We start from the raw sequence: 24,717 nt of genomic DNA on the forward strand, positions 1-24,717 counted from the left end.
CCGATGCGAATATGGTTTTTGAGTGCTGGCCTGGCCCTGATGTGCATGGCCCAGAACGCAGCGGCGGGTACTGTCCTGATCGTTGGCGATAGTATCAGTGCCGGTTTCGGCCTGGATACCAGCAAAGGGTGGGTGGCACTGCTGGAGCAACGGCTCAAGCAGGAGGGGTTCGACGATAAAGTGGTCAACGCCTCCATCAGCGGCGACACCAGTGCCGGAGGCTTGGCGCGGCTGCCGGCGGCGCTTGCAGAGCATAAGCCGGACGTGGTGGTGATCGAGTTGGGCGGCAACGACGGCTTGCGTGGACAGCCCCCGGCACAATTGCAACAAAATCTTGCGTCGATGATCGACCAGTCCAAGGCCGGTGGCGCCAAGGTGTTGCTGCTGGGGATGCAGTTGCCACCCAATTATGGCCCGCGCTACACCACGGCATTTGCCGAAGTCTATGGCGTGCTGGCCAAGGAAAAAAACGTTCCCCTGGTACCGTTTTTTCTTGAAGGGGTGGGGGGGCATCCGGAGATGATGCAGGCGGATCAACTGCACCCGGCAGTCGGCGCCCAGGCCAAGTTGCTGGAAAATGTCTGGCCGACGCTAAAACCGCTGTTATGACGCTTTTCTAGCAGCGGTCTTTCGGCTAAGGTGGCGCCCCCGATTTGGAGCCCCCGATGTCGTCGCGTCCTGCCTGGTCCCTATTTGCCTACCAACTGATCGAGCCTGACGAGCAGCTGGATCTGTTCGCCTGCCAGGAAGTGAAGGTGCACCTGGTCACGCGTCAGCTGGAGCTGGGCGGCACGATCGACCGTACGCTCTGCGGCACATTGCTGCCGGCCCAGCCCCGCTGGTCTTCGGTGGATCGCTCGATCTTCCAGGACCAGCGCCTGTGCCCCTTGTGCCGGGCGATTCTCGAATCGCAAAAGCGTGGCACACCGCCTATCTGGCCCGAACTGCGCTTCGAGCTTTAAGGGCTGCTACACGCTACAATCGCCATTTACCCCCGTCGATCTGCGAAGGATTTTCCGGATGTTGTCGCGTCTGCCTGTCGTCACCCGTTGCCTGTCTCTCGCTGCCTTATGTGCAGCCGGTCCTGTTGCGGCTCTGCAACTGCCCCTGCCACCGCCGGGTGAAGACATTGTCGGCGAGGTCCAGGTGATCAAGGCCAAGTACGAAGACACCTTTGCCGACCTGGGCGTGACTTACGACCTGGGCTATTCGGAGATGGTCGCGGCCAACCCTGGCGTGGATGCCTGGCTACCGGGCACCGGCGCGGAGATTGTGCTGCCGACCCGTTTCATCCTGCCGCCGGGACCCCGCGAAGGCATCGTGATCAACCTCGCCGAGTACCGTCTGTACTACTACCCCAAGGGCCAGGACGTGGTGTACACCTTCCCGCTGGGGATCGGTCGCGAGGGTTGGGGTTCGCCGATTGCCCACACCAGCATCATTGCCAAGACACCCAACCCGACCTGGACTCCTCCTGCGTCGATCAAGGCCGAACACGCAGCAGACGGTGACCCGCTGCCCAACGTAGTGCCGGCAGGTCCGGACAATCCCCTGGGGCCATTCAAGTTTACCCTGGGCACGCCGGGCTACCTGATTCATGGCTCCAACAAGAAGTTCGGTATCGGTACCCGTACCAGTCATGGTTGCTTCCGCATGTTCAACAACAACGTGCTGGAGATGGCCAAGATGGTTCCGGTGGGCACGTCGGTGCGGATCATCAATGACGCCTACAAATTCGGCATCAGCGGCGGCAAGGTCTATCTGGAGGCGCATGCGCCGTTGAACGACGATGGCACGCCGTCGGTGGTCGACAAGCACACGGCAGTCATCAATGCGATGCTCAAGCGCGAAGACCTGGCCAATAACCTGCGGGTCGATTGGGATCAAGTGCGTGATGTGGTGGCGGCCGAAGATGGTTTGCCGGCGCAAATTGGCGAACCGGGCGCGGCGCCGATGGTCAGCAGCATGCCGGTCGATCTGCAGCAGTAACGCCTGTCTCCCATCGAAGCCCGCCACGGATTGCCCCTGGCGGGTTTTTTATTGCCTGGGATCCGTAGCCGAATCCCAGGCAATAAAAAGCCGATCCAAAATGGATCGGCTAGATAACAACCCCGAAGGATTATTACTTGCGGCTAGCTTTTTCAAGCATGCGCAGAGCGCGCTCGTTAGCTTCGTCAGCAGTCTGTTGTGCTTTTTGAGCAGCAGCCAGAGCTTCATCAGCTTTACGGTAGGCTTCGTCTGCACGAGCCTGGGAGCGAGCTGCTGCGTCTTCAGTTGCAGTCAGACGAGCTTCGGTTTCTTTGGAGACGCTGCTGCAACCGGTAGCCAGAACTGCGGCCAGAGCCAGAGCAGAGAATTTCAGAACGTTGTTCATCGTGTTCCCCTTCAAGGACTTTCTAATTAATGGCTAATTTCTCAGAGTGAGCTAATAGCCGGCGTACATACTACCCATTACTTGTAGTAAGTAAACTGACGTAGCGCAAGAAGCAAAAAAAATTCTTGTGCTGAATCTGTTTTGGCTAATCTTTAGAGGGTCTGTATAAAAAATATCCAGTTTTTGACGCTTGGTCAAAGATTGGATCCAGGCTGAAAGCGCCGCCTGGCAAGTGTTAAACGTTGTAAGCCGATGTCAATTTATATATCTGCCCTCATACTATTGTTCAGATTGTCCCGGGGTTGCCGGGCATCTTTCGCGCATGTAGAGGTGACTTTAAAAGCGCTGGTTCGTCTCACGCTTCAACTGCCGGCAATGTTCAGGCTATCGACCACAGGATGTTCGATCAGCCCTTTCTATGTTCGCGAGCCAAATGGATGACGAGTGTCCCTTGAGCAATGACAGGATTGGTGCCTACTATTCCTGCGTGCGGGGCGTGAGTGCTGTAGGGCTTTTCTCGTTGTCGAAACCGGCACGGGGTGGCGTAGATGTTCCTTCGCCGGAAAAACATCGGTAAGGTAGGGGTCAGAAACCAAGACCCGCGAGGAGTAGTGATGAGCGAGGCGTTGTCCATCCACCATGACCAGGCTGGTCATCAGTTCGAGACCAATGTGGACGGTCATCGTGCCTATCTGACCTACATGGACCTGGGGAAGCAGACCCTGGATATTTACCGCACGTTTGTGCCCAATGCCCTGCGTGGGCGCGGCATTGCCGCTGCGCTGACCGAAGAAGCGCTGCAATACGCCGAGAGCATGGGCTACACGGTGATTCCGTCCTGCTCCTACGTCGAGCGCTACATGGAGCGCCACCAGCGCCATGCCGCGAAGCTGTGAAAGCAAACAGGCAGGCATAAAAAAACGCCGGGCTTAGCCCGGCGTTTTTGTGTGCGTCAGGTACGTTTGCGCTTGGGCAATACGTCCTTGAGCTTGGCGTGCATGCTGCGCAGGGTGGTCTCGGTGGCGGACCAGTCGATGCAGGCGTCGGTGATCGAGACGCCGTATTGCAGGTCGGCCAGATCCTTTGGAATCGCCTGGCAGCCCCAGTTCAGGTGGCTTTCGACCATAAGGCCGATAATCGACTGGTTGCCTTCCAGGATCTGGTTGGCCACGTTCTCCATCACCAGCGGTTGCAGGGCCGGATCCTTGTTGGAGTTGGCGTGACTGCAATCGACCATGATGTTCGGCTTGATCTTCGCCTTGGTCAGTGCCTGTTCGCACAGGGCCACGCTGACCGAATCATAGTTGGGCTTGCCATTGCCGCCACGCAGGACCACGTGGCCATAGGCGTTGCCCTTGGTGGTGACGATGGACACGCCACCTTCCTGGTTGATCCCCAGGAAACGGTGTGGGCTGGAAACCGACTGCAGGGCGTTGATCGCCACGGTCAGGCCGCCATCGGTACCGTTCTTGAAACCCACGGCCGAGGACAGGCCGGAGGCCATTTCGCGGTGGGTTTGCGATTCGGTAGTGCGCGCGCCGATCGCCGACCAACTGATCAGGTCCTGCAGGTATTGCGGGGAAATCGGGTCCAGGGCTTCGGTGGCCGTTGGCAGGCCCATTTCAGCCAGGTCCAGCAGCAGCTTGCGGCCGATATGCAAACCATCCTGGATCTTGAACGAGTCGTCCAGGTACGGATCGTTGATCAGACCTTTCCAGCCCACGGTAGTGCGCGGCTTCTCGAAGTACACGCGCATCACCAGGTACAGGGTGTCGGATACTTCCGCAGCCAGCACTTTGAGGCGTTCGGCGTACTCGTGGGCAGCCTTGAGGTCGTGGATCGAGCAGGGCCCGATCACCACGAACAGGCGGTGGTCAGTGCCGTCGAGGATGTCACGAATGACTTCGCGGCCCTTGGTGACGGTCTGCAATGCAGCGTCGCTCAGAGGGATTTCGCGCTTGAGCTGATCGGGCGTGATCAGGGTCTCGTTGGATTCGACGTTTAGGTCGTTGATCGGTAAATCAGCCATCGTGTTACTCGTCAGGGTCACGGGTGCCGGCCGCCAGCGAACCCCGTGCGGCGGAGCACAGCATGATTTAAATGCAGCGGGGAGCCGAACCTTAGCGCGTACAAGCCGGCTCGACAATGGGCAATTGCGCGCGGTGTCGTGCGGCCTGATAGTGTGTTGCCTGGTTAAAGGGTGTGGTGCAGATCGAGTGAAAGCGTTTGAATTGACGGATTTGGATATCGACCAGCAGTTGCTGGCGTTGCCGGGTGCTTCGCTGCTGGTGTTTACCAGTGTCGGCTGTTCCAGTTGCCGCTGGGCGCGCCAGCAGTTGCCCGGCTGGGAGCTGCCGGTTGCGCGCATCTGCTGGATCGACGCCGGGCACAATGGCGGCGCGGTGCAGCGCTACGGGATCTTTCATTTGCCGGCGCTGTTTGTGGTGTGCGAGGGTCAGTTCCACGGCGCATTGCAGACGGGTCTGAATGCCGGCGACCTACGTGAGGCTATAGAAGAAGCGCTCAAACGAGAACCAGAGGAGTTGCCATGACGAGTGCAGTTGAGCCAGGGCCACGCATTGGGATTATCGGTACCGGTGCCATTGGTGGTTTTTACGGGTTGATGCTGGCGCGCGCCGGTTTCGATGTGCATTTCCTGCTGCGCAGTGAATTTGCGGCGGTCAGTGAGCGTGGCTTGCAGCTCAATAGTGCGGTGCATGGCGCCTTGCGCCTGCACCCGGTCAAGGCCTATGCCAGCGCGGCCGACATGCCGCCTTGCGACTGGCTGCTGGTGGGCACCAAGACCACCGGTAACGTTGAACTGGCGCCCACCATTGCCCAGGTCGCGGCGCCCGATGCCAAGGTTGTATTGCTGCAAAACGGCCTCGCCGTCGAGGACGGCCTGCGCGAGTATCTGCCCGAGTCCCTGCACCTGCTTGGCGGGCTTTGTTATATCTGCGTGCACCGTTCCGGGCCGGGGATCGTCGAGCACCAGGCCATGGGCCGGGTCAGTCTTGGCTATCACAGCGGCACTGCCATGGCTGATGCTGCACGCCGCCAGGCGATTGTCGAAGAGGGCGCCGGGCTGTTCCGCCACGCCGGGATCGACGCCCAGGCCATGCCCGACCTGGATCAGGCACGCTGGCATAAGTTGGTGTGGAATGTGCCGTACAACGGCCTGTCGGTGCTGCTCGGTGCCAATACCTCGCAGTTGATGGCCGACGAATCCAGCCGGGAATTGATCCAGGGCCTGATGGCCGAAGTAGTGCAGGGCGCCCAGGCGTGCGGCCATGAGATCGCGCCCGGCTACCCCGAGCAGATGTTCAGCATGACCGAGCGTTTGACGGATTACTGGCCCAGCATGTATCACGATCATCTGCACCGGCGACCCCTGGAACTGGCCGCGATCTACGCTCGCCCGCTGGCTGCTGCCAGGGCCGCGGGCTGCGAGTTGCCGCGGATGCAGGCGTTGTACCAGGCCTTGAGTTTTATTGATCGACGCAACGACTGAGGAACACACATGGCCAAAGGGATGAGCGACAAACTGGTGCTGGCGATTTCCTCGCGCGCCCTGTTCGACCTGGGTGAAAGCCATAAGGTTTATCTGGCCCAGGGCGTCGAGGCCTACCGCAAATATCAGATCGACCACGAGGAAGAAATCCTCGAGCCGGGGGATGCCTTCCCCTTGGTCAAGAAACTCCTGACCCTGAATGCCAGCCTCGGCCGCGCGCGGGTCGAGGTGGTGCTGGTGTCGCGCAACAGCGCCGACACCGGTTTGCGTGTGTTCAATTCGATCCAGCACTACGGCCTGGATATTTCCCGCGCCGCCTTTGTCGGTGGGCGTAACCCCCACCCTTATCTGGCGGCGTTTGGCAGCCACCTGTTCCTCTCGACCCACGCCGAAGATGTGCGCAGCGCGCTGGATGCCGGTTTTGCGGCGGCGACCATTTTGTCCGGCGGCGCCCGTCGGGCTTCCAGCGCTGAGTTGCGGATTGCCTTCGACGGTGACGCGGTACTGTTTTCCGACGAGTCAGAGCGCGTCTACCAAAGCGGCGGCCTGGAAGCGTTCCAGGCCAGCGAGCGGCAAGCGGCCCGCGAGCCGTTGCGCGGTGGGCCATTCAAGGGCTTCCTGGCGGCCCTCAATCTGCTGCAGCGCGAGTTCCCCGATGAGTCTTGCCCGATCCGCACCGCGCTGGTGACGGCGCGTTCGGCACCGTCCCATGAGCGAGTGATCCGCACCTTGCGTGAGTGGGATATCCGCCTGGACGAGTCGCTGTTTCTTGGCGGCCTGGAAAAATCGGCGTTCCTTGAAGCGTTCGCCGCCGACGTGTTTTTTGACGATCAGGCCGGCCATTGCGAGAAAGCCAGGGAGGTGGTGGCCACCGGGCATGTGCCCCATGGCGTGAGCAATGAGCCGAAAGTCCAGGTCGAGAGCTAAGTTCATCGCAGTCGCGGAGGCGCTGCTAAGCTGAAACAATCCCCGCCATCCTGGCAGTCCAGGAGGTTCTATGATTCGGTCGATGTTGTATGCCTCAGACCTGGGTGTATATGCGCCTTACGTGATGCAACATGCGCTGGCGATGGCGCGCACATTCAAGGCGGAGCTGTATGTGATTCATGTGGTGGAGCCGATCGGGCTGTTCGCAGAATCGGTGCTGCAAACCTATCTTGATGAACAGGCCCTGAGCGAATGGCAGAGCCAGGGCCTCAATACAGTGATGGCAAACATCGAACAGCGGGTGCTGGACAGTTTTCGTGAAGAGTTGCAGGACGGTGAGCAGGACTTGCAGGTGATTCGTTCGGTGCGGGTGATCCAGGGGGATCCCGCCCAAGTGATTCTCGACCAGGCGCAGAAACTCTCGGTGGATTTGTTGATCGTAGGGAGTCATAGCCAGGGCGCAGGAGCTGCGACCCCGTTGGGGCGTACGGCGGCGCGGGTGTTGCAGTTGTCCCAGGTGCCGGTCTATCTGGTGCCTTTGCTGCAACGTCGACGCAGTGATGATGTGTGATGGGGTGTAAACGATAAAAAGTTCTAGATTTATCAATCCAACCTTTAATATAGTTATATACCGTCGCTGATATCCGTGGCGTCTATCTGCTTTGAGGGACACATATGAAGCTTCAACAACTGCGCTACATCTGGGAAGTGGCGCACCACGACCTCAACGTTTCCGCCACGGCTCAAAGCCTCTACACCTCGCAACCGGGTATTAGTAAGCAAATCCGCCTGCTTGAAGACGAATTGGGCGTCGAAGTGTTCGCCCGCAGCGGCAAGCACCTGACCCGCGTCACGCCTGCCGGTGAGCGCATCATTACCACTGCCGGCGAAATCCTGCGCAAGGTAGAAAGCATCAAGCAGATCGCCCAGGAATTCTCCAACGAGAAAAAAGGCACCCTGTCGATCGCCACCACCCACACCCAGGCCCGTTATGCGCTGCCGCCGGTGATCAGCTCGTTCATCAAGCAGTACCCGGACGTGGCCTTGCACATGCACCAGGGTTCGCCGATGCAGATCGCTGAGATGGCAGCTGACGGCACCGTCGACTTCGCCATCGCCACCGAAGCCCTGGAGCTGTTCGGCGACCTGGTGATGATGCCGTGCTATCGCTGGAACCGTTGCGTCGTGGTACCCCAGGGCCACCCACTGGCCAAACTGCCGAAGCTGACCCTGGAAGCGCTGGCGGAATACCCGATTGTCACCTACGTGTTCGGCTTCACCGGCCGCTCCAAGCTCGACGAAGCCTTCAGCCATCGCGGCCTCACGCCCAAAGTGGTGTTTACCGCAGCTGACGCCGACGTGATCAAGACCTACGTGCGCCTGGGCCTGGGCGTCGGTATCGTGGCCAAGATGGCCGTCGATACCAAGCTCGACAGCGACCTGGTGGTACTGGATGCCAGCGAGTTGTTCGAGTCCAGCGTGACCAAGATCGGCTTCCGTCGTGGCACGTTCCTGCGTGGCTTCATGTGCGATTTCATCGAGAAGTTCGCCCCGCACCTGACCCGTGAAATCATGGCCAAGGCGATCCAGTGCCACAACAAGCAGGAACTGGAAGAGCTGTTCGACGGCATTGAACTGCCGGTTCACTGATCGGCCTAGCGGGCCTCGGTCACCACGAATTGTTGCCGGGCGCCCGCCACCGTAATCTCCACCTCATCTCCCTCGAACTTGCCCAGCAGGCTTTTGCCCAGCGGCGAGCGAGGGGTGATGACGGTCACCAATTGCCCCACCACATAGACTTTCAGGCCTGCCGCGTCCGGCGCCAGGAACAGCCATTGCTGGCGGCCGTCGTCATCTTCCAGGCCGAGCAGGGCGCCCACCTCGATACCCCGTTGTTCATCGTAGGGACGCAGGTTGAGGTTCTGGCACAGCGCCAGTGACTGCTTGATCTCCTCGACGCGTTTGGCTTGCCCGGCAGCCAGGTAAGACGCTTCCAGGCCCAGGGTGTCGTACTTGTTTTCGGCGATGTTTTCTTCGTGGGTTGCGGTTTCGTAGGCAGTTTGCGCGGCGCGTTGTGCCACATCCAGATCGGCGACGAGTTTTTCCAGGATCAACTGGAGGACGGCGTGTTTATTCATGGGCGGTTTTCGGCTCAATCACAAAATTGCAGGACGTTGGCCCGGCTCTTGTCGCTGGGGGCGTTCTGGTCCTGCTGGAGCCAGAACTGGCATTTGGGGTTGGACAGGTTGCGTGGGTTGTCCCGGGCCTGATCCAGCACCTGCTGCTGTTCCTGCTTGTGCAGGTTTTGTTGGTATTGCTCAAACATCCGGTTCGGTGGCTCGGGCGTCACGGCAGGTGGTTTGCCCAGTTGCTGCACGGCCTGGGTGACGGTGGCCACGGGTTGTTCAAGCAGGTAGCGCGAGGCCAGCCAGCCGGTCAGGGCGATGGCGACAAAGCCCAGCCACAGGCCCAGGGCCACGGCAATACTGAGTTTGAACATCGACAACGGGCGATCGGACATGGCGGCCTCCTGGCGGGCGTTTGCGGCGAGCTGGGGATTGTCGCATAGCCAGCGTGCAGAATAATCGCGATCAACCCTTCTGCATGGCGGCAATTATGCGGACAATCGAGCCTTTGACTGATGGAGCCCGGAATGAAAGCCCGCTGGGATATTTTTTGCAGCGTCGTCGATAACTACGGCGACATCGGCGTGACCTGGCGCCTGGCCCGGCAATTGGTGGCGGAACAGGGCTGTGCGGTGCGGTTGTGGGTCGATGACCTGCGGGCGTTCGAGCGCATGTGCCCTGAGGTTGATGTGCAGGCGGCGCAGCAGTGGCAGGAGGGCGTGGACGTGCGCCACTGGCCGGCGCACTGGCCCACCACGCCGGCGGCGGACGTGGTGATCGCCGCCTTTGCCTGCCAGTTGCCCCCGGACTACATGGAAGCCATGGCCGCTCGCGAGCGCACCCCGCTGTGGATGAACCTGGATTACCTGAGCGCCGAAGAGTGGGTGGTCGGTTGCCATGGCTTGCCGTCGGTCAAGTTCAAGGGCGTGCAAAAGTACTTCTTCTTTCCGGGATTCCGTCCCGGCACCGGGGGCTTGCTGCGTGAGGCCGGGTTGATCGAGCAGCGTCAGGCGTTTCAGCGTGATTCCCAGGCTCAGCAACAATTCCTACAGGGTTTGGGCGTTGTTCCTGTGGCGGGCGCACGATTGATCTCGCTGTTTGCCTACGAAAATGCCGGCCTGGCCAGTTGGCTAGAGGTGTTGGCGGCCGACGGGCAGCCCACCCATCTGCTGGTGCCGGAAGGGCGCATCCTTGGTGATGTGCAGCGCTGGCTGGGCGTCGAGGCGCTGGGCGTGGGGCAGGTACACCTGCGTGGCGCGCTGACGGTGCAGGTGCTGCCGTTCGTGCGCCAGGAGCAGTACGACCGCCTGTTGTGGTGCTGCGACTTCAATGCGGTGCGCGGCGAGGATTCCTTCGTCCGTGCGCAATGGGCCGGGCGCCCGCTGTTGTGGCATATCTACCGTCAGGATGAAGACATTCACCTGGACAAGCTCGATGCATTCCTTGAGCGCTACACCGAGGGCCTGTCACCCGTAGCCAAAGGTGCACTGATTGCCCTTTGGCAAGCCTGGAACACGGACGCTGACATGGCCGCCAACTGGAAAATGCTCCTTGAGCATTGGCCTGAGGTGACCGCACATGCCGAAAAATGGTGTCTGGAACAGGCCTTGCAGGCCGATCTTGCGACGGCGCTGGTACACTTTTATGAAAATTGGATATGATACGCGACCTTGATTTTTGTAAATCCCATCCAAATTTCGGATATTCGTAATGAAAACTGGTAAAGAACTGAAACCCGGTACAGTGATCCGTCTCGAAAACGACCCTTGGCTGGTTCAGAAAGCTGAGTTCACCAAGTCTGGTCGTAACAGCGCAATCATGAAGACCAAGCTGAAGAACCTGCTGACCGGTTACAAGACCGAGATCGTCTACAGCGCCGATGACAAACTGGATGACGTGATCCTCGACCGCAAAGAAGCGACCCTGTCGTTCATCAGCGGCGACACCTACACGTTCATGGATACTACCGACTACACCATGTACGAGCTGAACGCTGAAGATATCGAAGCTGTTCTGCCGTTCATCGAAGAAGGCATGGAAGACGTCTGCGAAGCCATTTTCTTCGAAGAGCGCCTGGTTTCCGTAGAGCTGCCGACCACCATCGTGCGTAAGGTCGCCTACACCGAAGGTTCCGCTCGCGGCGACACTTCGGGCAAAGTGATGAAGCCTGCCAAGCTGTCTAACGGTACCGAACTGCAAGTTGCTGATTTCATCGAAATCGACGACCTGATCGAAATCGACACCCGTGAAGGTGGTTCGTACAAAGGTCGCGCCAAGAAGTAATTCTGGTGTTACCAATAAAAAACCCGACCAAGAGTCGGGTTTTTTTATGCCTGTTTACCTGTCACACCGTGACATGCAAGCGCACATCCACATTGCCACGGGTAGCGTTGGAGTACGGGCAGACTTGATGTGCAGCGTCTACCAGGCTCTGTGCTTCATCTTGCGCCAGGCCGGGCAGGGATATGTGAAGGTCGATGTCCAGGCCAAAACCACCGGGAATCTGGCCGATGCCGACGTGGGCGGTGATCGAGGCATCATCGGGGATTTTGCGTTTGCTCTGGCTGGCGACGAATTTCAGGGCGCCGATAAAGCAGGCCGAATAGCCAGCAGCGAACAGTTGTTCCGGGTTGGTGGCCTGGCCGCCCGCGCCGCCCAGCTCTTTAGGGGTAGAGAGCTTGACATCGAGGATGCTGTCGCTGGAAACGGCACGACCATCTCGGCCGCCGGTGGCGGTGGCTACTGCGGTATAGAGGGTTTGCATCAGGGATTCCTCGCTGGTTTTTGCGCTAAATGTTTGCGCGCAAAGTAAGTGGCGAGATGAATGTATCGCGCAAATGTTTAGCGCGCAATATAAATTTTTGAAGTGATCGTGATCACCTTTTGGGGGCGGCTAGACGCTGGCCTGCAGATTCCTGCGCAGCTCCAGCAAGTCGGCTTGCAGCTTCTGCAGTTGCTCCATCTGCAAGCCGCTGGCGCCAAGGATGCAGGGAGGAACATCCATGGCCTTGTCCCGCAGTGCTCGGCCAGCCTCGGTCAACTCCACCACGACCACACGCTCATCGGCGCGGCTGCGGGTGCGGCTTAACAGGCCTTCGGCTTCCAGGCGCTTGAGCAGTGGGGTCAGTGAGCCCGGATCGGTGAGCAGGCGATTGCTGATTTCACCCACGGTCAAACCATCTTGTTCCCACAACACCATCATGGCCAAGTACTGCGGGTAGGTCAGGCCAAGGGCCTGCAGCAGGGGTTTGTAGGCCTTGGTCATCAACAACGAGGTGGAGTGCAGGGCGAAGCACAGTTGGTTGTCGAGGAGCAGGGCGTCGCAAGAGTGGGTCATGGCAGTGCCTTAAAGCGTATTTGATCTGGAATCTAGCGGCCAAATCTTTAACGCGCCAGACAATTCTGCAGGCGCAGTCAGCCCCAACCACTTTGCAACGCCAGATCCCACGGCGGGACGGGGCTGAAACGGCTCTTGAGGTACTCCAGCAGCAGACGGCTGCGAGCATTGGCTTGCTGTTCCAGGCGCAGGGCGTAGATGCCGGCGGTTTCTGCGGTCGGCAGGCCGTTTTCGCAGAATAACGGCACCAGTTCGCCGCGCACCAGGTACTCACTGGTCAGCCAGGTGGGCAGGTGAGCGATGCCCAGTCCGGCCAGAGCGCCCGATAGCAGGGCTTCGGCATTGTTGGCGCTCATGCGGATGCGCTGTGGGCGGTAAGTGTTCTTGCGACCATCCAGTTCAAAACGCCAGGCGAACATCGGCGCCAGACCTTCCCAGTCCAGGCCGTCGTGTTCGCTGAGTTGGCTGGGATGGGCCGGCGTGCCACGGTTTTTCAGGTAGGCCGGGCTGGCGCAGGCGATTCGCACGATGCTGGCCAAAGGCGTGGCGATCAGCCGTGTGTCGACGATATGTCCGGCCCGCAGCACCAGGTCGACCTTGCCCAGGTGCTCGCCCTGCATGTCGACAAAACTGTCGATCAGATGCAGGTGCACGTCCAGGCCCGGATAGACCGTCAGAAAGTCCGCGATTGCCGGTGCCAGGTGTCGCCGGCCAAAGGCGGCGGGCGCGTCCACGCGAATCAGGCCCTCGGGCGCATGGCTGAGTGATACCGCCTCGGCTCGCGCCAGTTGCAACTCCCGGACAATCCGCCGCGCCCGCTCGGCAAATGCCAGGCCGGCGGGGGTGGGCAGCACCGCGTGGGTACTGCGCAGGAACAGCTGGCTGCCCATGGCGCTTTCCAGGCTGTCGATCCGCCGGGCCACGGCCGAGGGCGTCAGCGGATGGCGCCGCGCCGCTGCGGAAAAGCTTCCGGCCTCCAGCACGTCGAGGAACAGGCCCAGTTGATCGGTCAAGGTCGTGGGGTTCATGGGGGATTCGCTTGTGCGGATTTGGCATAGCCATTGTGCGTTGCTGTGCGTTTCCATACCAGAGTGGACTGCGTAGCATGCAGGGCTTGAGACGGTGCAGGGGTACGGTTGTGGTGGATATGGCGATGTATGTGGTGCTGGGCATAGCCCTGGGTACCGTCGGCGGGCTGTTTGGCATTGGTGGCGGGCTGATCGCGATTCCGGTGCTGGGCGTCTTGTTTGGCCTGGATCAGCAAATCGCCCAAGGCACTGCGCTGGTGATGGTCGTGCCCAATGTGATGTTGGCGCTGTGGCGTTATCACCAGCGCAACCGCATTGAGCTGCGCCATGCCTTGCCGCTTGGCATCACGGGGTTTTGCTTTGCCTGGCTGGGTTCGATCTGGGCGGTAGGCATTGATGCGGGCGTGATGCGCATTGGTTTTATCGCATTTTTGGTGGCCCTGTCGGCGTACAACCTGGTGCGCATGGTCACCAGCAATGCGCCACCTTCGGCGCAGATGCGCTATTCCTGGCCGTGGCTGGGGGTATTGGGCGCGGCGTCGGGATCCATGGGGGGCCTGTTTGGTGTTGGCGGCGCGGTGGTTGCCACACCGGTGTTGACCAGCGTGTTCGGCACCACCCAGGTGGTTGCACAGGGCCTGTCCCTGGCACTGGCCTTGCCCAGCACCGGCGTCACCCTGGTGACTTATGCCTGGCACCAGGAAGTGGATTGGCTGATCGGCGTGCCCCTGGCGGTCGGCGGGCTGCTGAGTATCAGTTGGGGGGTGAAAATCGCCCACGCGTTGCCGGAGCGCCTGCTGCGCGGTTTGTTCTGCGGCTTCCTGGTGGTATGCGCGGTGATGTTGACCTTTAAAGTCTGAAGCCTTCGAGGATGTACTCGGCCAGGCACTCGGTGATGGGCGAGGTCATATTCGGGTTGCGCAGCAGGCGCAAGTTGACCGTGTGCAGTGGGCCGAAACCTTCGTCACTGCCGAGTATCCGCAGATCGTCGGTGACCAGGCTTTCCATCATCACCGTCACCGCCAGCCCCGCACCCACCACGGCCTGGATCGCCGCACCGTTGGAGCTGTGGTAGGCCAGGCGATACTCGCGCCCCACGGCCTCCAGCGAGGCGCGCGCCCATTGCGTGCAAAAGCTGTCCAGGCCGGCGATCGCCAGGGGCAGGGTCTCGTGTTCATCCACGCAGAAGCACGGTGACGCCACCCAGACCATGCGCTCGTTGCGCAGCTGTTCGCCGATTTCATTCCCCGGTTCACGGCTGACCACGGTCAACGCCAGGTCACGTCGCTGCATCAACACGGGCGTGCCTTCGCAGTGCATCTCAATCTGGATCAGCGGGTAGGCCTTGGAAAAGCGCTTGAGGATACCGGGCAGGTAGCGCATCACGTAGTCGTCCGGGGTGCCGATGCGCACCAGCCCGACCATATGCGGCTCGCGCAAGGTATTGAACACCTCGCTGTGCAGCTTCAGGATGCGCCGCGCATACCCCAGCAACACCTGGCCCTCGGGCGTAAGCCTGACCTGCCGGCCATCACGCTCGAACAACTTGCGCTGCAACACGTCCTCCTCCAGACGCTTCATTTGCATACTGACCGCCGATTGGGTGCGGTTGACCTTCTCGCCGGCGCGGGTGAAACCACCCTGGTCGGCGATGGCGACGAAGGTGCGCAGCACGTCGGTATCAATGCTCGGGTAGTTGTTCAATTGATCAATCTCTGAGATGTGTTGCATAAAAAACATTCGTTGGATTGATCATAGCCCCAGGCCCAGACTTTAGTCATCCCCACTGGAGGGCGAGATGATGAAGGGTCAAAGAGGTTATGTGTTGTTGGTGAAACGCCCGTTGGCCGGGGTGTTTCAAAGGGTTTGCCGTTGGTACGCCGTGCAGCGCGAGCGTCAGGTCCTGGCAGAAATGAGTGATGACTCACTCAAGGATATTGGCTTGACCCGGGCGGATGTCGAGCATGAACGCCACCGGTTTGTGTGGAATGACCCGTTGGGTAAATGACGGCCACCGCGCTACAGTCTGCGGGCGTAATCAGGAGATGCACATGCCCGCAGAACTGCGCTTTTCCCTCAAGCAAGCACGCCGCCTGGCACTGGCGGCCCAAGGCTTTTCCGGGCGCCAGCCGCCCGCACAGATCAAGGCAGCCCAGGTCAATCGTCTGATCGAGCGCCTGGGTGTGTTGCAGATCGACTCGGTCAATGCCGTGGTGCGCTCCCACTACCTGCCGCTGTTTTCCCGCCTGGGTCATTACTCGCCGTTGCTGCTGGAACAGGCGGCCTGGAGCCAGGGGCGCAAGCGTACGCTGTTCGAGTATTGGGGGCATGAGGCCTCGCTGCTGCCGATGGCGCTGTATCCGCTGATGCGCTGGCGCATGCAGCGGGCGTCCGAGGGGCAGGGGATCTATCAGCAGATGGCGCGTTTTGGGCGCGAGCAACAGGCGACCATCCGCCGCGTGCTGGCCATCGTCGAACAGCAGGGTGCGTTGGGGGCGGGCAGCCTGTCGACCCGTGAAGAGCGCGCCGGGCCGTGGTGGGACTGGAGTGATGAAAAGCAGGCCCTGGAATGGCTGTTTGCCGCAGGACTGGTGACGGTGGCCGGGCGCCGTGGTTTCGAGCGGCTGTACGACCTGCCGGAGCGGGTTATCCCGGCAGCGATTCTGCAACAGGCACCCTTGAGCGAGCACAGTGCCCAGCGTGGCCTGTTGCTGCATGCCGCGACGGCGCTGGGTATCGCCACGGAAAAGGACCTGCGCGATTATTTTCGCCTGACCCCGGCAGAGGGTCGTGGGCGCCTCGCCGACTTGGTCGAGGATGGGCAATTGCAGGTCTGCCAGGTCCAGGGTTGGAAACAGCCGGCGTATTGCCTGCCCGAGCCAACGGTCCCGCGCAAGGTGACAGCCAGCGCCTTGCTGTCGCCCTTCGATTCATTGATCTGGGAGCGTAGCCGTACCGAGCGCCTGTTCGACTTTCGCTATCGGCTGGAGATCTACACCCCGCAGGACAAGCGGGTGTACGGCTATTACGTGCTGCCGTTCCTGCACAACGAACGCATCGCCGCACGGGTGGACCTGCGCGCCGAGCGTGCCAATGCGCGGTTGGCAGTGCATGCCGTGCATGAGGAAGAGCCGGGGTTGGATGAGGCGGGGATGTTGGCGCTGGCGTTGAGCCTGCGGCAGATGGCGGATTGGCTGGGGTTGGAGCAGGTGCAGATCAATTGTCAGCGGCACAGCGCAGCCCGGTTGCGGGTGGCAATGCTGGCAATGGAGGCTGGCAGATAGGACGCTATCGCGGGCAAGCCCTGCTCCCACATTGACCGTGGTGGGAGCCCGGCTTGCTCGCGATAGCGTTGGTTCAGGCCACACCTGCCTAGCGTTTGACCTGCTTCAACGTCTCGGCAATCAGGAACGCCAGCTCCAGCGACTGATCGGCATTCATTCGCGGGTCGCAATGGGTGTGGTACCGGTCCGACAAGCCATCTTCGGTAATCGGCCGCGCACCGCCGATGCACTCGGTGACATTCTGCCCGGTCATTTCAATATGAATCCCGCCAGCATAAGTGCCTTCGGCTTCATGGACCTGGAAGAATTCCTTCACTTCACTGAGGATCTGCGCGAAGTCCCGGGTCTTGTAGCCGCTGCTGGCCTTGATGGTGTTGCCATGCATCGGGTCGCTGCTCCACAACACCTGCTTGCCTTCGCGCTGCACGGCGCGGATCAGGTTGGGCAGGTGGTCGCCGACCTTGTTGGCGCCCATGCGTGCGATCAGGTTCAGGCGGCCGGGGTCGTTGTCCGGGTTGAGAATGTCGATCAGGCGAAGCAGATCCTCGGGGTTCATGCTCGGGCCGACCTTGACCCCGATCGGGTTGTTCACCCCGCGCAGGAACTCGACGTGGGCACCATCGAGCTGGCGTGTACGGTCGCCGATCCACAGCATATGGGCCGAACAGTCGTAGTAGTCGTTGGTCAGGCTGTCACGACGCACAAAGGCTTGCTCGTAGTTGAGCAGCAGCGCTTCGTGGGCGGTGAAGAAACTGGTCTCGCGCAGTTGTGGCGAGCTGTCCATGCCGCAGGCGCGCATGAAGGCCAGGGTTTCGTCGATGCGGTTTGCCAGTTGGCTGTACTTGTCGGCCAGCGCAGAGTTGGCGATAAAGTCCAGGTTCCACTTGTGCACCTGGTGCAGGTCGGCAAAACCGCCCTGGGCGAAGGCTCGCAGCAGGTTCAGGGTCGCGGTGGACTGGTGGTAGGACTGCAACAGGCGGTCCGGATCCGGGACGCGGCTTTTCTCGTCGAAGCCAATACCGTTGACGATATCGCCACGGTAGGCGGGCAGGGTGATGCCGTCGATGGTTTCATCGTTGGCCGAGCGCGGCTTGGCGAACTGGCCGGCCATGCGCCCGACCTTGACCACCGGGCAGCCGGCGGCGAAGGTCATGACAATGGCCATCTGCAGCAGCACTTTGAAGGTGTCGCGGATTTTTGCAGCGGAGAACTCGGCAAAGCTCTCGGCGCAGTCGCCACCTTGCAGCAGGAATGCGCGACCCTGGGTCACTTCGGCAAACTGGCGGCGCAACTCCCTGGCTTCACCGGCGAATACCAGCGGCGGGTAACTGGCCAGGCTCTGCTCGACCTGCAGCAAGTGCGCGGCGTCAGGGTAGTGGGGTTGTTGCTGGATCGGCAGGGCGCGCCAGCTGTCGGGGCTCCAGGGTTGGCTCATCGTGAACTCGAATGAATGTCGGGAACGTGCATGTTATCAGCAATTAGTGCGTGACCTGCTGGCGCCGCTTGGCCGACAATCGCGCCTTTCCCGCTTGCTACCAGGCGGCTTGAACCCGTGCCCGGGCCCATTAGGAGATGAAATGACTGAGGAGCGCGTCGAGCGCCTGTTGGCTGAGGTCCACGATGACTTCGGCATGATCCGTGTGCTGGAAGTGGCCGATTACCGCTTTCTCGAGTTTGGCGATGCCATCGAGCAGAGCTGTGTGTTCACCGCCGATCCAAGCTGGCTGGAGTATGACTACACCCGTGCCATGTTGATTGGCGCCTTGTGCCACGAGCATCCCGAAAGTGCGCTGTTCCTTGGCCTGGGGGCGGGGACGCTGACCCAGGCCTGCCTCAAGTTCCTGCCCCTGGAAGATGTCGAAGCCATTGAACTGCGCCCGGATGTACCGCGCCTGGCCATCGAATACCTGGGGCTGGATGATGATCCGCGGCTGTACATCCGCGTGGGCGATGCGCTGGAGTTGCTGGAGACGGCGGAGCCGGCGGACCTGATTTTCGTCGACTTGTATACCGATGTGGGGCCGGGGGTTGGCCACCTGGCCTGGACCTTCCTGGAGAACTGCCAGAAGAAGCTCAACCCTGGTGGTTGGCTGGTGATCAATCAATGGGCCACCGATGATGGCAAGCCCCTGGGCGCTGCGTTGTTGCGTGGGCTTTATCATCGGCATTACTGGGAGCTGCCGGTGAAGGAGGGCAATGTGATCCTGATCGTGCCGGCGGACCTGGACCAGACGCTGGACCTGGCGGCGGTGTCTGCGCGGGCCGAGGCGCTGGCGCCGCGCCTGGGGTATTCGTTGCAGGCCTTGATCAAGGCGGTTCGGCCGGCGACTTAGTTGCCTGTACTGGCCGCATTGCGGCCTAGGTCTCTGCACATCTCTTTAGTGCTTCTCAGGTTTGTGTACATATCTGTTGCTGCGGGCATGCCGAGCCTAGGCGAGGCACCGAGTGGTGGCAAAAGCGCTTTGGTTATTTTCGCGCTTTTCGAAAGTGAGCCGCCGTCAGGGCGGAACCAATAGCCGCCGTTACCGCAGCAATGGCTATGTACACATACCGAGAAGAGAGTTGTGTAGAGACCTATGCTCATCGCGGGCAAGCCCACAGGTGTACGCAGTCAAATGGGACGGTGCGCCGATTCGACTTACTCACGATGAGGCCATCACTGCCTGCTCACAGCCCCTTGAATACCCCCGGCCGCTTCTCCAGCATCGCCCGCACCCCTTCCTTGGCATCCTCGCTGTTAAGCAGTTTTTCGACCAGCACCGGCAACCCGGCCGCCGCAGCGCTCTCGCCTTCATCCCGCGCCTGGCGCGCCGATGTCAACGTCGCCTGCACGCCCAGCGGTGCCTGGCTGGCAATCCGGTTGGCCAGGGTCAGTGCTCGAGGCAGCAGGTCCTCGCTGGCCATGACCTCTTGCACCAGTCCCAGTCTTAAAGCTTCATGGGCATCGAACTCATCGCCCGTCAGCAGCCAGCGCATGGCGTTGCCCCAGCCGGCGATCTGGTGCAGGCGCAGGGTGGCACCACCAAAAGGAAAGATCCCGCGCTGCACTTCCATCTGCGCAAAGCGCGTATTGCTGGCACACAGGTTGATATCTGCCGCGAGCATCAATTCGATACCGATGGTCAGGCAATAGCCCTGTGCGGCAACGATCACCGGCTTGCTGACCCTGGGCCCGGCGAACACGCCCCACGGGTCGCAACCTCCCAGCGGCGGCTGCCAGCCTTGGGCCATGGTGTGGGCGACGTTGATCAGGTCCAGTCCGGCGGTGAAATGCTCGCCATGCCCGAACACCACGGCCACCCGCGCTTCTTCATTACGATCGAATTCGCCATAGGCCAGGCTCAGTTCGTTGAGCAGATCGAGGTCAAAGGCGTTGCGCTTGGCTACCCGATCGAGCCCCAGCAGCAGGACATGCCCTTGTAGTTCACGGCTGACGCGGCTGCTACTGGCTTGACTCATGGGGGCATCCTCGGGCGCGAAAGGCAGTTTCGGACCGAAGGGCCCACTGCAAAAGGTGAAGCGTTTAAGCGCAATGACCAACGGGGCCGGGCCTTTGAAAAATAGACGTTCCTGCGAAGATGCGCAAAGCCAGTGACACAGAGCAGTGGAATGGCCTTTTCCGATAAAAAAAGCTCCCTTTTTCAGGGATTTCCGGTATAGTGCGCGCCGGCCTTTAACCGGGCCGCGTTTAGGTAGCGCAATTCCCCGAAGTCAGCTTCGGCTGCACGTCCGCACAGCGGACTCTCCCTTGACGAATCTTTTTCATTCATTCGTTTTCGCAAATCCCCGCCGACAAAGCAGCCAGGGCGACTCTTGAGTCTCAACACGGCATGCGCAGCTTTGGAGCATGGGTCTTTGCGGATGCACTTAGAGGCAGACCCATGACCCAGGAAACCGGCGGCTTCGCCGCTTTTAATCTTAACCCGAACATTCTTGCTGCCGTCATTGCGACCGGCTACGAAGAACCTTCGGCTATTCAGCAGCAATCGATCCCGATCATCATGGCCGGCCAAGACATGATTGGCCAGGCGCAAACCGGTACCGGTAAAACCGCCGCGTTCGCCCTGCCAATCCTGCACTGCATCGATCCTGCCAAGCGCGAGCCGCAAGCCCTGATCCTGGCGCCAACCCGTGAGTTGGCGCTGCAAGTAGCAACCGCTTTCGAAACCTACGCCAAGCAAATGCCGGGCGTTACCGTTGTGGCCGTTTACGGCGGCGCGCCTATGGGCCCACAACTGAAAGCAATCCGTAATGGCGCACAGATTGTTGTCGCCACGCCGGGCCGTCTGTGCGACCACCTGCGTCGTGACGAAAAAGTCCTGTCGACCGTGAACCACCTGGTTCTCGACGAAGCTGACGAAATGTTGAAGCTGGGCTTTATGGATGACCTGGAAGTCATCTTCAAGGCGCTGCCACCGACCCGTCAGACCGTACTGTTCTCGGCTACCCTGCCACAGTCGATCCGTGCCATTGCCGAACGCCATCTGCGCGATCCGCAACACGTGAAGATCCAGACCAAGACCCAGACCGTTACCGCGATCGAACAGGCTCACCTGTTGGTTCACGCTGACCAGAAGACCTCGGCTGTATTGAGCCTGCTGGAAGTCGAAGATTTCGACGCCCTGATCATGTTCGTGCGCACCAAGCAAGCGACCCTGGACCTGGCCAGTGCCCTGGAAGCCAAAGGCTACAAAGCCGCTGCGCTGAACGGTGACATTGCCCAGAACCAACGTGAGCGCGTCATCGACTCTCTCAAGGATGGCCGTCTGGACATCGTTGTGGCGACCGACGTAGCTGCCCGTGGTCTCGACGTTCCACGTATCACCCACGTGTTCAACGTTGACATGCCGTACGACCCAGAGTCCTACGTTCACCGTATCGGCCGTACCGGCCGTGCCGGTCGCGAAGGTCGTGCACTGCTGCTGGTGACTCCGCGTGAGCGCCGCATGCTGCAAGTGATCGAGCGTGTAACCGGTCAGAAAGTTGCCGAAGTCCGCCTGCCGGATGCCCAGGCCGTTCTCGATGCCCGCATCAAGAAACTGACCAACAGCCTGTCGCCGCTGGTGGCTGACGCTGAATCGACCCACGGCGACCTGCTGGACCGCCTGACCGCCGATATCGGTTGCACCCCACGCGCCCTGGCTGCAGCCCTGCTGCGCAAGGCTACCAACGGTCAGGCACTGACCCTGGCGGCGATCGAGAAAGAACGTCCACTGGTGCCGAACAACGCCCCGCGCGGTGATCGTCCAGAGCGTACTGGCGACCGTCCGGACCGTGGTGATCGTGAGCGTCGTGCGCCGGTTCCATTGGCCGAAGGCCGTGCTCGTTGCCGTACCGCGCTGGGTGCGCGTGATGGCATCGCTGCCAAGAACCTGCTGGGCGCTATCCTCAACGAGGGTGGCCTGGCACGTGAAGCGATCGGTCGCATCCAGGTGCGTGACAGCTTCTCTCTGGTTGAGCTGCCGGAAGATGGCCTGGAGAAGTTGCTGGCCAAGCTGAAAGACACCCGCGTTGCCGGCAAGCAGCTCAAGCTGCGTCGCTATCGCGAAGATTGATCAGCCCTCGGGTTGATTGATCGAACATAAAAAATCCCCGACTGGTTCGGGGATTTTTTTTGCCTGGGTTTCCCCGGGGCCCTACAAAAAACCGTGGTTAAGCAAAACGATAGATATCCATCCCCAAGGCTCCCAGGGTGAACCCCTGGTGGACCACACTGAACTGCCCGCCCGCACCGCGCGCGAAATACAGTGGCAACAAGTGCTCATCGCTGGGATGGCTGCGCACTGCATGGGGTGCCTGGCGGCGGTAGTCGTGCAAGGCAGCTTCATCCTCGGCGCCGAGTTGGTCGACGACCCAGTCGCGGAACTCCCGTGCCCAGGGCTCGATGCTTTGCGGCCCGGCCTGCCAGTCCAGTTCGCCGAGGTTATGGGTGATGCTGCCCGAGCCGATCAACAGCACGCCCTGTTCGCGCAAGCCGCGCAGTGCCTGGCCGATGCGGGTTTGCAGGACGGGGCCCATATGGCTGGGCAGGGAGACCTGCACCACAGGGATGTCGGCCGCCGGGTACATCAGCGACAGCGGCACCCAGGTGCCATGGTCGAACGGGCGCTGGTGATCGAGGCGGGCTTGCAAGCCATCGGCGATGAGCAACTCGACGATCTGCTGGGCCAGTGCCGGATCACCCGGTGCCGGATACTGCACGGCAAACAGTTCGCGGGGGAAGCCGCCGAAGTCGTGCCAGGTCTCTGGGGCGGGGCTGGCGCTGACCAGCAGTTCACGGCTTTCCCAGTGTGCGGACATCACCACGATTGCCTTGGGGCGTGGCAAGTCCGCCGCCAGGCGTGCAAGGGCCGGCCCGCTGGCGCCGGGTTGCAGGGCAAGCATGGGCGAGCCGTGGGAAATAAACAGGCTGGGCAGCATGAGTGGGGTCCTCAAGGTTAAGATGGGACCATCTTCAATCAGATCATTGATCTAAATCTAATATAAGTTTTAGCGCTATTTGATCGAATTTTCAGGATTATTCATGGACTCCACCTTTTGGCATGACCGCTGGGCACGTAATCAGATCGGCTTTCACCTGCCCGAGGTCAATCCCTATTTGCAGCGACACTGGCCGGGCCTGGGGTTGGCCAGCGGGGTGGGGGTGCTGGTGCCGCTATGTGGCAAGAGCCTGGATCTGGTCTGGCTGGCGAACCAGGGGCATCGAGTCCTGGGGGTGGAGCTGTCGGAAAAGGCCATTGAAGAGTTTTTCCAGGAGCAGCGCCTGGTTGCGCAAGTCAGCCAACGGGGTAGCTTCAAGGTGTATCAGGCAGGCGCTATCGAGCTGTGGTGCGGTGACTTCTTCGAGTTGAGCCGCGAAGATGTGGCGGGCTGCACGGCCCTCTACGACCGGGCGGCGCTGATCGCCTTGCCGCCGTTGATGCGCGAGCGCTATGCCGCGCATTTGCAGGCGATTGCGCCGCAGGTGGACAGTGGCCTGCTGATCAGCCTGGACTATGAGCAGGCCCTGAAGGCAGGCCCGCCGTTTGCCGTGAGCGACGATGAAGTCCGTGGGCTGCTGGGAGTGCACTGGCGCCTGAGCGTCCTGGAGCAGCGGGATATCCTGGCCGAGAGCCCGAAGTTCGCCCAGGGCGGTGTCACGCGGCTGGAGGAGCGGGTTTACCGGTTGGCGCCGCTGTAAATCACGCGCCCACAAAAAAGGGGCGATTCAATCGCCCCTTTTTTTACCCGCTGGCTGTCAGCCGCGACGACGCAGTGCGTCGATCCGCTCTTCCAGTGGCGGGTGGCTCATGAACATCCGCGCCAGGCCTTGCTTGACGCCACCGTTGATGCCGAAGGCATTCAGGGTGTCCGGCATATGCACCGGCAGGCCCTGTTCGGAGCGCAGGCGTTGCAGGGCGCCGATCATGGCGGCAGTACCGGCCAGTTGCGCGCCGGCTTCGTCGGCGCGGAATTCGCGTTTGCGCGAGAACCACATCACGATGGAGCTGGCAAGGAAGCCCAGTACCAGTTCGGCAAAGATGGTCGCCACGTAGTAGGCGATACCCTGGCCGCCTTCGTTCTTGAAGATCACCTTGTCGACAAAGTTGCCGATGATCCGTGCAAAGAACATCACGAAGGTGTTCACCACGCCCTGGACCAATGCCAGGGTGACCATGTCACCGTTGGCGACGTGGCCGATCTCGTGGGCCAGCACGGCCTTCACTTCGTCGGGCGAGAAACGCTCCAGCAAACCCTGGCTGACGGCAACAAGAGCATCGTTCTTGTTCCAGCCAGTGGCGAAGGCGTTGGCCTCGTAGGCCGGGAAGATGCCGACTTCGGGCATCTTGATCCCGGCTTCGCGGGACAGTTGCTCGACGGTCTGCAGCAGCCATTGCTCATGCCGGGTGCGTGGCTGGGTGATGATCTGGGTGCTGGTGCTCATCTTCGCCATCCACTTGGAGATGAACAGCGAGAAGATCGAGCCGGCAAAACCAAAGACGGCACAGAAAACCAGCAGCTGATTGAGGTTCAGATCAACCCCGTTGGCCGCCATGAACCCGTTGAAGCCGAAAAGGCTCAGGGTGATGCTGGCAATCAGCACGACCGCCAGGTTAGTGGCCAAGAACAGCAGGATGCGCATCATGGTTG

General features: G+C 60.8%; 29 protein-coding genes. 17 read left to right on the forward strand and 12 right to left on the reverse strand.

What is annotated here, in order from left to right:
* Positions 1–3: 3 nt before the first annotated feature.
* From HU773_RS10130 to HU773_RS10140, 3 genes are read left to right on the forward strand one after another with little or no spacing between them, the layout of a single operon-like run.
* Positions 4–609: an arylesterase gene (locus HU773_RS10130; RefSeq protein WP_115127846.1), complete on the forward strand. Its 606-nt coding sequence runs from the start codon at positions 4–6 to the stop codon at positions 607–609.
* Between the two features lie 56 nt (positions 610–665).
* Complete coding sequence (locus HU773_RS10135) at positions 666–962, forward strand: hypothetical protein (protein WP_029297976.1); 297 nt, start codon at positions 666–668, stop codon at positions 960–962.
* 58 nt (positions 963–1,020) lie between these two features.
* The gene (locus HU773_RS10140; protein ID WP_057439189.1) at positions 1,021–1,989 is read left to right on the forward strand and encodes a L,D-transpeptidase family protein; all 969 of its coding nucleotides are present in this window, start codon (positions 1,021–1,023) and stop codon (positions 1,987–1,989) included.
* Between the two features lie 133 nt (positions 1,990–2,122).
* Here the strand turns inward: HU773_RS10140 and oprI are convergent, their stop codons facing one another.
* Complete coding sequence (gene oprI / locus HU773_RS10145; RefSeq protein ID WP_003172710.1) at positions 2,123–2,374, reverse strand: outer membrane lipoprotei OprI; 252 nt, start codon at positions 2,372–2,374, stop codon at positions 2,123–2,125.
* Positions 2,375–2,988: 614 nt separating this feature from the next.
* Here oprI and HU773_RS10150 point away from each other — a divergent pair.
* The gene (locus tag HU773_RS10150) at positions 2,989–3,270 is read left to right on the forward strand and encodes a GNAT family N-acetyltransferase (protein WP_029297992.1); all 282 of its coding nucleotides are present in this window, start codon (positions 2,989–2,991) and stop codon (positions 3,268–3,270) included.
* Between the two features lie 56 nt (positions 3,271–3,326).
* Here HU773_RS10150 and HU773_RS10155 read toward each other — a convergent pair whose 3' ends face one another.
* Entirely contained in the window at positions 3,327–4,403 is a 1,077-nt protein-coding gene (locus HU773_RS10155; protein ID WP_029297994.1) for a 3-deoxy-7-phosphoheptulonate synthase, read from the reverse strand.
* Between the two features lie 187 nt (positions 4,404–4,590).
* Here HU773_RS10155 and HU773_RS10160 point away from each other — a divergent pair, with 187 nt between their 5' ends.
* From HU773_RS10160 to cysB, 5 genes are all read left to right on the forward strand, one after another.
* Positions 4,591–4,926 carry a thioredoxin family protein gene (locus tag HU773_RS10160; RefSeq protein WP_115127847.1) on the forward strand — a complete coding sequence of 112 codons (336 nt, stop codon included), beginning with the start codon at positions 4,591–4,593 and terminating at the stop codon, positions 4,924–4,926.
* Entirely contained in the window at positions 4,923–5,885 is a 963-nt protein-coding gene (locus tag HU773_RS10165) for a putative 2-dehydropantoate 2-reductase (RefSeq protein WP_186625783.1), read from the forward strand. The genes HU773_RS10160 and HU773_RS10165 overlap by 4 nt, the downstream gene beginning before the upstream one ends.
* Positions 5,886–5,894: 9 nt before the next feature.
* Positions 5,895–6,812 carry a 5'-nucleotidase gene (locus tag HU773_RS10170; RefSeq protein ID WP_038447487.1) on the forward strand — a complete coding sequence of 306 codons (918 nt, stop codon included), beginning with the start codon at positions 5,895–5,897 and terminating at the stop codon, positions 6,810–6,812.
* 70 nt (positions 6,813–6,882) lie between these two features.
* Complete coding sequence (locus HU773_RS10175; RefSeq protein ID WP_057958930.1) at positions 6,883–7,383, forward strand: universal stress protein; 501 nt, start codon at positions 6,883–6,885, stop codon at positions 7,381–7,383.
* Between the two features lie 104 nt (positions 7,384–7,487).
* Positions 7,488–8,462 (forward strand): HTH-type transcriptional regulator CysB, encoded by a 975-nt coding sequence (gene cysB, locus HU773_RS10180; protein ID WP_057958931.1) that lies wholly within the window; start codon positions 7,488–7,490, stop codon positions 8,460–8,462.
* Positions 8,463–8,467: 5 nt separating this feature from the next.
* Here cysB and HU773_RS10185 read toward each other — a convergent pair whose 3' ends face one another.
* Both HU773_RS10185 and HU773_RS10190 read right to left on the reverse strand, forming a co-directional pair.
* Complete coding sequence (locus HU773_RS10185; RefSeq protein WP_057444675.1) at positions 8,468–8,950, reverse strand: GreA/GreB family elongation factor; 483 nt, start codon at positions 8,948–8,950, stop codon at positions 8,468–8,470.
* A gap of 14 nt (positions 8,951–8,964) precedes the next feature.
* Positions 8,965–9,333, reverse strand: coding sequence for a hypothetical protein (locus tag HU773_RS10190; protein WP_057958932.1), 369 nt, complete (start codon positions 9,331–9,333; stop codon positions 8,965–8,967).
* Between the two features lie 132 nt (positions 9,334–9,465).
* On the opposite strand from HU773_RS10190, the gene earP reads away from it, so the two are divergent.
* Both earP and HU773_RS10200 read left to right on the forward strand, forming a co-directional pair.
* Positions 9,466–10,599 carry an elongation factor P maturation arginine rhamnosyltransferase EarP gene (gene earP, locus HU773_RS10195; protein WP_186625781.1) on the forward strand — a complete coding sequence of 378 codons (1,134 nt, stop codon included), beginning with the start codon at positions 9,466–9,468 and terminating at the stop codon, positions 10,597–10,599.
* Positions 10,600–10,648: 49 nt separating this feature from the next.
* Positions 10,649–11,221: an elongation factor P gene (locus tag HU773_RS10200; RefSeq protein ID WP_003172723.1), complete on the forward strand. Its 573-nt coding sequence runs from the start codon at positions 10,649–10,651 to the stop codon at positions 11,219–11,221.
* Positions 11,222–11,282: 61 nt separating this feature from the next.
* Here the strand turns inward: HU773_RS10200 and HU773_RS10205 are convergent, their stop codons facing one another.
* The 3 genes from HU773_RS10205 to HU773_RS10215 form a co-directional block, all read right to left on the reverse strand.
* Entirely contained in the window at positions 11,283–11,702 is a 420-nt protein-coding gene (locus tag HU773_RS10205; protein ID WP_057439183.1) for an organic hydroperoxide resistance protein, read from the reverse strand.
* A gap of 129 nt (positions 11,703–11,831) precedes the next feature.
* A complete protein-coding gene (locus HU773_RS10210) occupies positions 11,832–12,275 on the reverse strand; it encodes a MarR family winged helix-turn-helix transcriptional regulator (RefSeq protein ID WP_186625779.1) in 444 nt (147 codons plus the stop codon).
* A gap of 77 nt (positions 12,276–12,352) precedes the next feature.
* The gene (locus tag HU773_RS10215) at positions 12,353–13,303 is read right to left on the reverse strand and encodes a LysR family transcriptional regulator (protein ID WP_169989340.1); all 951 of its coding nucleotides are present in this window, start codon (positions 13,301–13,303) and stop codon (positions 12,353–12,355) included.
* A 110-nt stretch (positions 13,304–13,413) separates the two neighbouring features.
* Between HU773_RS10215 and HU773_RS10220 the strand changes: the two genes are divergently transcribed.
* Positions 13,414–14,163, forward strand: a complete 750-nt coding sequence (locus HU773_RS10220; RefSeq protein WP_057439181.1) for a sulfite exporter TauE/SafE family protein — start codon at positions 13,414–13,416, stop codon at positions 14,161–14,163.
* Here HU773_RS10220 and HU773_RS10225 read toward each other — a convergent pair.
* The gene (locus HU773_RS10225; protein WP_120734414.1) at positions 14,153–15,034 is read right to left on the reverse strand and encodes a LysR family transcriptional regulator; all 882 of its coding nucleotides are present in this window, start codon (positions 15,032–15,034) and stop codon (positions 14,153–14,155) included. The genes HU773_RS10220 and HU773_RS10225 overlap by 11 nt on opposite strands.
* Before the next feature lie 70 nt (positions 15,035–15,104).
* Here HU773_RS10225 and HU773_RS10230 point away from each other — a divergent pair, with 70 nt between their 5' ends.
* Together HU773_RS10230 and HU773_RS10235 are read left to right on the forward strand one after the other, a co-directional pair.
* Entirely contained in the window at positions 15,105–15,311 is a 207-nt protein-coding gene (locus HU773_RS10230) for a DUF1127 domain-containing protein (RefSeq protein WP_186625777.1), read from the forward strand.
* Between the two features lie 43 nt (positions 15,312–15,354).
* A complete protein-coding gene (locus HU773_RS10235; protein WP_169989337.1) occupies positions 15,355–16,587 on the forward strand; it encodes a winged helix-turn-helix domain-containing protein in 1,233 nt (410 codons plus the stop codon).
* Positions 16,588–16,675: 88 nt separating this feature from the next.
* Here the strand turns inward: HU773_RS10235 and HU773_RS10240 are convergent, their stop codons facing one another.
* On the reverse strand, positions 16,676–18,022 hold the full coding sequence (locus tag HU773_RS10240) for a class II 3-deoxy-7-phosphoheptulonate synthase (protein ID WP_057958936.1): 1,347 nt from the start codon (positions 18,020–18,022) through the stop codon (positions 16,676–16,678).
* Between the two features lie 142 nt (positions 18,023–18,164).
* Between HU773_RS10240 and HU773_RS10245 the strand changes: the two genes are divergently transcribed.
* Positions 18,165–18,920 carry a spermidine synthase gene (locus HU773_RS10245; RefSeq protein WP_057439179.1) on the forward strand — a complete coding sequence of 252 codons (756 nt, stop codon included), beginning with the start codon at positions 18,165–18,167 and terminating at the stop codon, positions 18,918–18,920.
* Positions 18,921–19,254: 334 nt separating this feature from the next.
* Here the strand turns inward: HU773_RS10245 and HU773_RS10250 are convergent, their stop codons facing one another.
* On the reverse strand, positions 19,255–20,046 hold the full coding sequence (locus tag HU773_RS10250; protein ID WP_057958937.1) for a crotonase/enoyl-CoA hydratase family protein: 792 nt from the start codon (positions 20,044–20,046) through the stop codon (positions 19,255–19,257).
* 422 nt (positions 20,047–20,468) lie between these two features.
* On the opposite strand from HU773_RS10250, the gene HU773_RS10255 reads away from it, so the two are divergent.
* Positions 20,469–22,142 carry a DEAD/DEAH box helicase gene (locus HU773_RS10255; RefSeq protein WP_017136163.1) on the forward strand — a complete coding sequence of 558 codons (1,674 nt, stop codon included), beginning with the start codon at positions 20,469–20,471 and terminating at the stop codon, positions 22,140–22,142.
* Positions 22,143–22,239: 97 nt separating this feature from the next.
* Here HU773_RS10255 and HU773_RS10260 read toward each other — a convergent pair whose 3' ends face one another.
* Entirely contained in the window at positions 22,240–23,007 is a 768-nt protein-coding gene (locus HU773_RS10260) for a DODA-type extradiol aromatic ring-opening family dioxygenase (RefSeq protein ID WP_057958938.1), read from the reverse strand.
* Between the two features lie 103 nt (positions 23,008–23,110).
* On the opposite strand from HU773_RS10260, the gene HU773_RS10265 reads away from it, so the two are divergent.
* A complete protein-coding gene (locus HU773_RS10265; RefSeq protein WP_186625776.1) occupies positions 23,111–23,767 on the forward strand; it encodes a thiopurine S-methyltransferase in 657 nt (218 codons plus the stop codon).
* A 57-nt stretch (positions 23,768–23,824) separates the two neighbouring features.
* On the opposite strand, the gene htpX is transcribed toward HU773_RS10265, so the two are convergent.
* The gene (gene htpX, locus HU773_RS10270; RefSeq protein ID WP_029298042.1) at positions 23,825–24,712 is read right to left on the reverse strand and encodes a protease HtpX; all 888 of its coding nucleotides are present in this window, start codon (positions 24,710–24,712) and stop codon (positions 23,825–23,827) included.
* Between the last annotated feature and the right edge of the window lie 5 nt (positions 24,713–24,717).

It is taken from the genome of Pseudomonas shahriarae, from assembly GCF_014268455.2.
GTDB lineage: Bacteria > Pseudomonadota > Gammaproteobacteria > Pseudomonadales > Pseudomonadaceae > Aquipseudomonas > Aquipseudomonas shahriarae.

Excerpts from the sequence above, each read along its gene's own strand:
- HU773_RS10155 (WP_029297994.1), bottom strand. The coding sequence starts at position 4,403 with ATGGCTGATTTACCGATCAACGACCTAAACGTCGAATCCAACGAGACC.
- HU773_RS10135 (WP_029297976.1), top strand. The coding sequence starts at position 666 with ATGTCGTCGCGTCCTGCCTGGTCCCTATTTGCCTACCAACTGATCGAG.
- HU773_RS10175 (WP_057958930.1), top strand. The coding sequence starts at position 6,883 with ATGATTCGGTCGATGTTGTATGCCTCAGACCTGGGTGTATATGCGCCT.
- HU773_RS10210 (WP_186625779.1), bottom strand. The coding sequence starts at position 12,275 with ATGACCCACTCTTGCGACGCCCTGCTCCTCGACAACCAACTGTGCTTC.
- HU773_RS10235 (WP_169989337.1), top strand. The coding sequence starts at position 15,355 with ATGCCCGCAGAACTGCGCTTTTCCCTCAAGCAAGCACGCCGCCTGGCA.
- HU773_RS10200 (WP_003172723.1), top strand. The coding sequence starts at position 10,649 with ATGAAAACTGGTAAAGAACTGAAACCCGGTACAGTGATCCGTCTCGAA.
- HU773_RS10215 (WP_169989340.1), bottom strand. The coding sequence starts at position 13,303 with ATGAACCCCACGACCTTGACCGATCAACTGGGCCTGTTCCTCGACGTG.
- HU773_RS10205 (WP_057439183.1), bottom strand. The coding sequence starts at position 11,702 with ATGCAAACCCTCTATACCGCAGTAGCCACCGCCACCGGCGGCCGAGAT.
- HU773_RS10240 (WP_057958936.1), bottom strand. The coding sequence starts at position 18,022 with ATGAGCCAACCCTGGAGCCCCGACAGCTGGCGCGCCCTGCCGATCCAG.
- HU773_RS10130 (WP_115127846.1), top strand. The coding sequence starts at position 4 with ATGCGAATATGGTTTTTGAGTGCTGGCCTGGCCCTGATGTGCATGGCC.
- HU773_RS10250 (WP_057958937.1), bottom strand. The coding sequence starts at position 20,046 with ATGAGTCAAGCCAGTAGCAGCCGCGTCAGCCGTGAACTACAAGGGCAT.
- HU773_RS10260 (WP_057958938.1), bottom strand. The coding sequence starts at position 23,007 with ATGCTGCCCAGCCTGTTTATTTCCCACGGCTCGCCCATGCTTGCCCTG.
- HU773_RS10165 (WP_186625783.1), top strand. The coding sequence starts at position 4,923 with ATGACGAGTGCAGTTGAGCCAGGGCCACGCATTGGGATTATCGGTACC.
- earP (WP_186625781.1), top strand. The coding sequence starts at position 9,466 with ATGAAAGCCCGCTGGGATATTTTTTGCAGCGTCGTCGATAACTACGGC.
- HU773_RS10230 (WP_186625777.1), top strand. The coding sequence starts at position 15,105 with ATGAAGGGTCAAAGAGGTTATGTGTTGTTGGTGAAACGCCCGTTGGCC.
- HU773_RS10190 (WP_057958932.1), bottom strand. The coding sequence starts at position 9,333 with ATGTCCGATCGCCCGTTGTCGATGTTCAAACTCAGTATTGCCGTGGCC.
- HU773_RS10140 (WP_057439189.1), top strand. The coding sequence starts at position 1,021 with ATGTTGTCGCGTCTGCCTGTCGTCACCCGTTGCCTGTCTCTCGCTGCC.
- htpX (WP_029298042.1), bottom strand. The coding sequence starts at position 24,712 with ATGATGCGCATCCTGCTGTTCTTGGCCACTAACCTGGCGGTCGTGCTG.
- HU773_RS10170 (WP_038447487.1), top strand. The coding sequence starts at position 5,895 with ATGGCCAAAGGGATGAGCGACAAACTGGTGCTGGCGATTTCCTCGCGC.
- HU773_RS10245 (WP_057439179.1), top strand. The coding sequence starts at position 18,165 with ATGACTGAGGAGCGCGTCGAGCGCCTGTTGGCTGAGGTCCACGATGAC.
- HU773_RS10255 (WP_017136163.1), top strand. The coding sequence starts at position 20,469 with ATGACCCAGGAAACCGGCGGCTTCGCCGCTTTTAATCTTAACCCGAAC.
- oprI (WP_003172710.1), bottom strand. The coding sequence starts at position 2,374 with ATGAACAACGTTCTGAAATTCTCTGCTCTGGCTCTGGCCGCAGTTCTG.
- HU773_RS10150 (WP_029297992.1), top strand. The coding sequence starts at position 2,989 with ATGAGCGAGGCGTTGTCCATCCACCATGACCAGGCTGGTCATCAGTTC.
- HU773_RS10185 (WP_057444675.1), bottom strand. The coding sequence starts at position 8,950 with ATGAATAAACACGCCGTCCTCCAGTTGATCCTGGAAAAACTCGTCGCC.
- HU773_RS10225 (WP_120734414.1), bottom strand. The coding sequence starts at position 15,034 with ATGCAACACATCTCAGAGATTGATCAATTGAACAACTACCCGAGCATT.
- cysB (WP_057958931.1), top strand. The coding sequence starts at position 7,488 with ATGAAGCTTCAACAACTGCGCTACATCTGGGAAGTGGCGCACCACGAC.
- HU773_RS10265 (WP_186625776.1), top strand. The coding sequence starts at position 23,111 with ATGGACTCCACCTTTTGGCATGACCGCTGGGCACGTAATCAGATCGGC.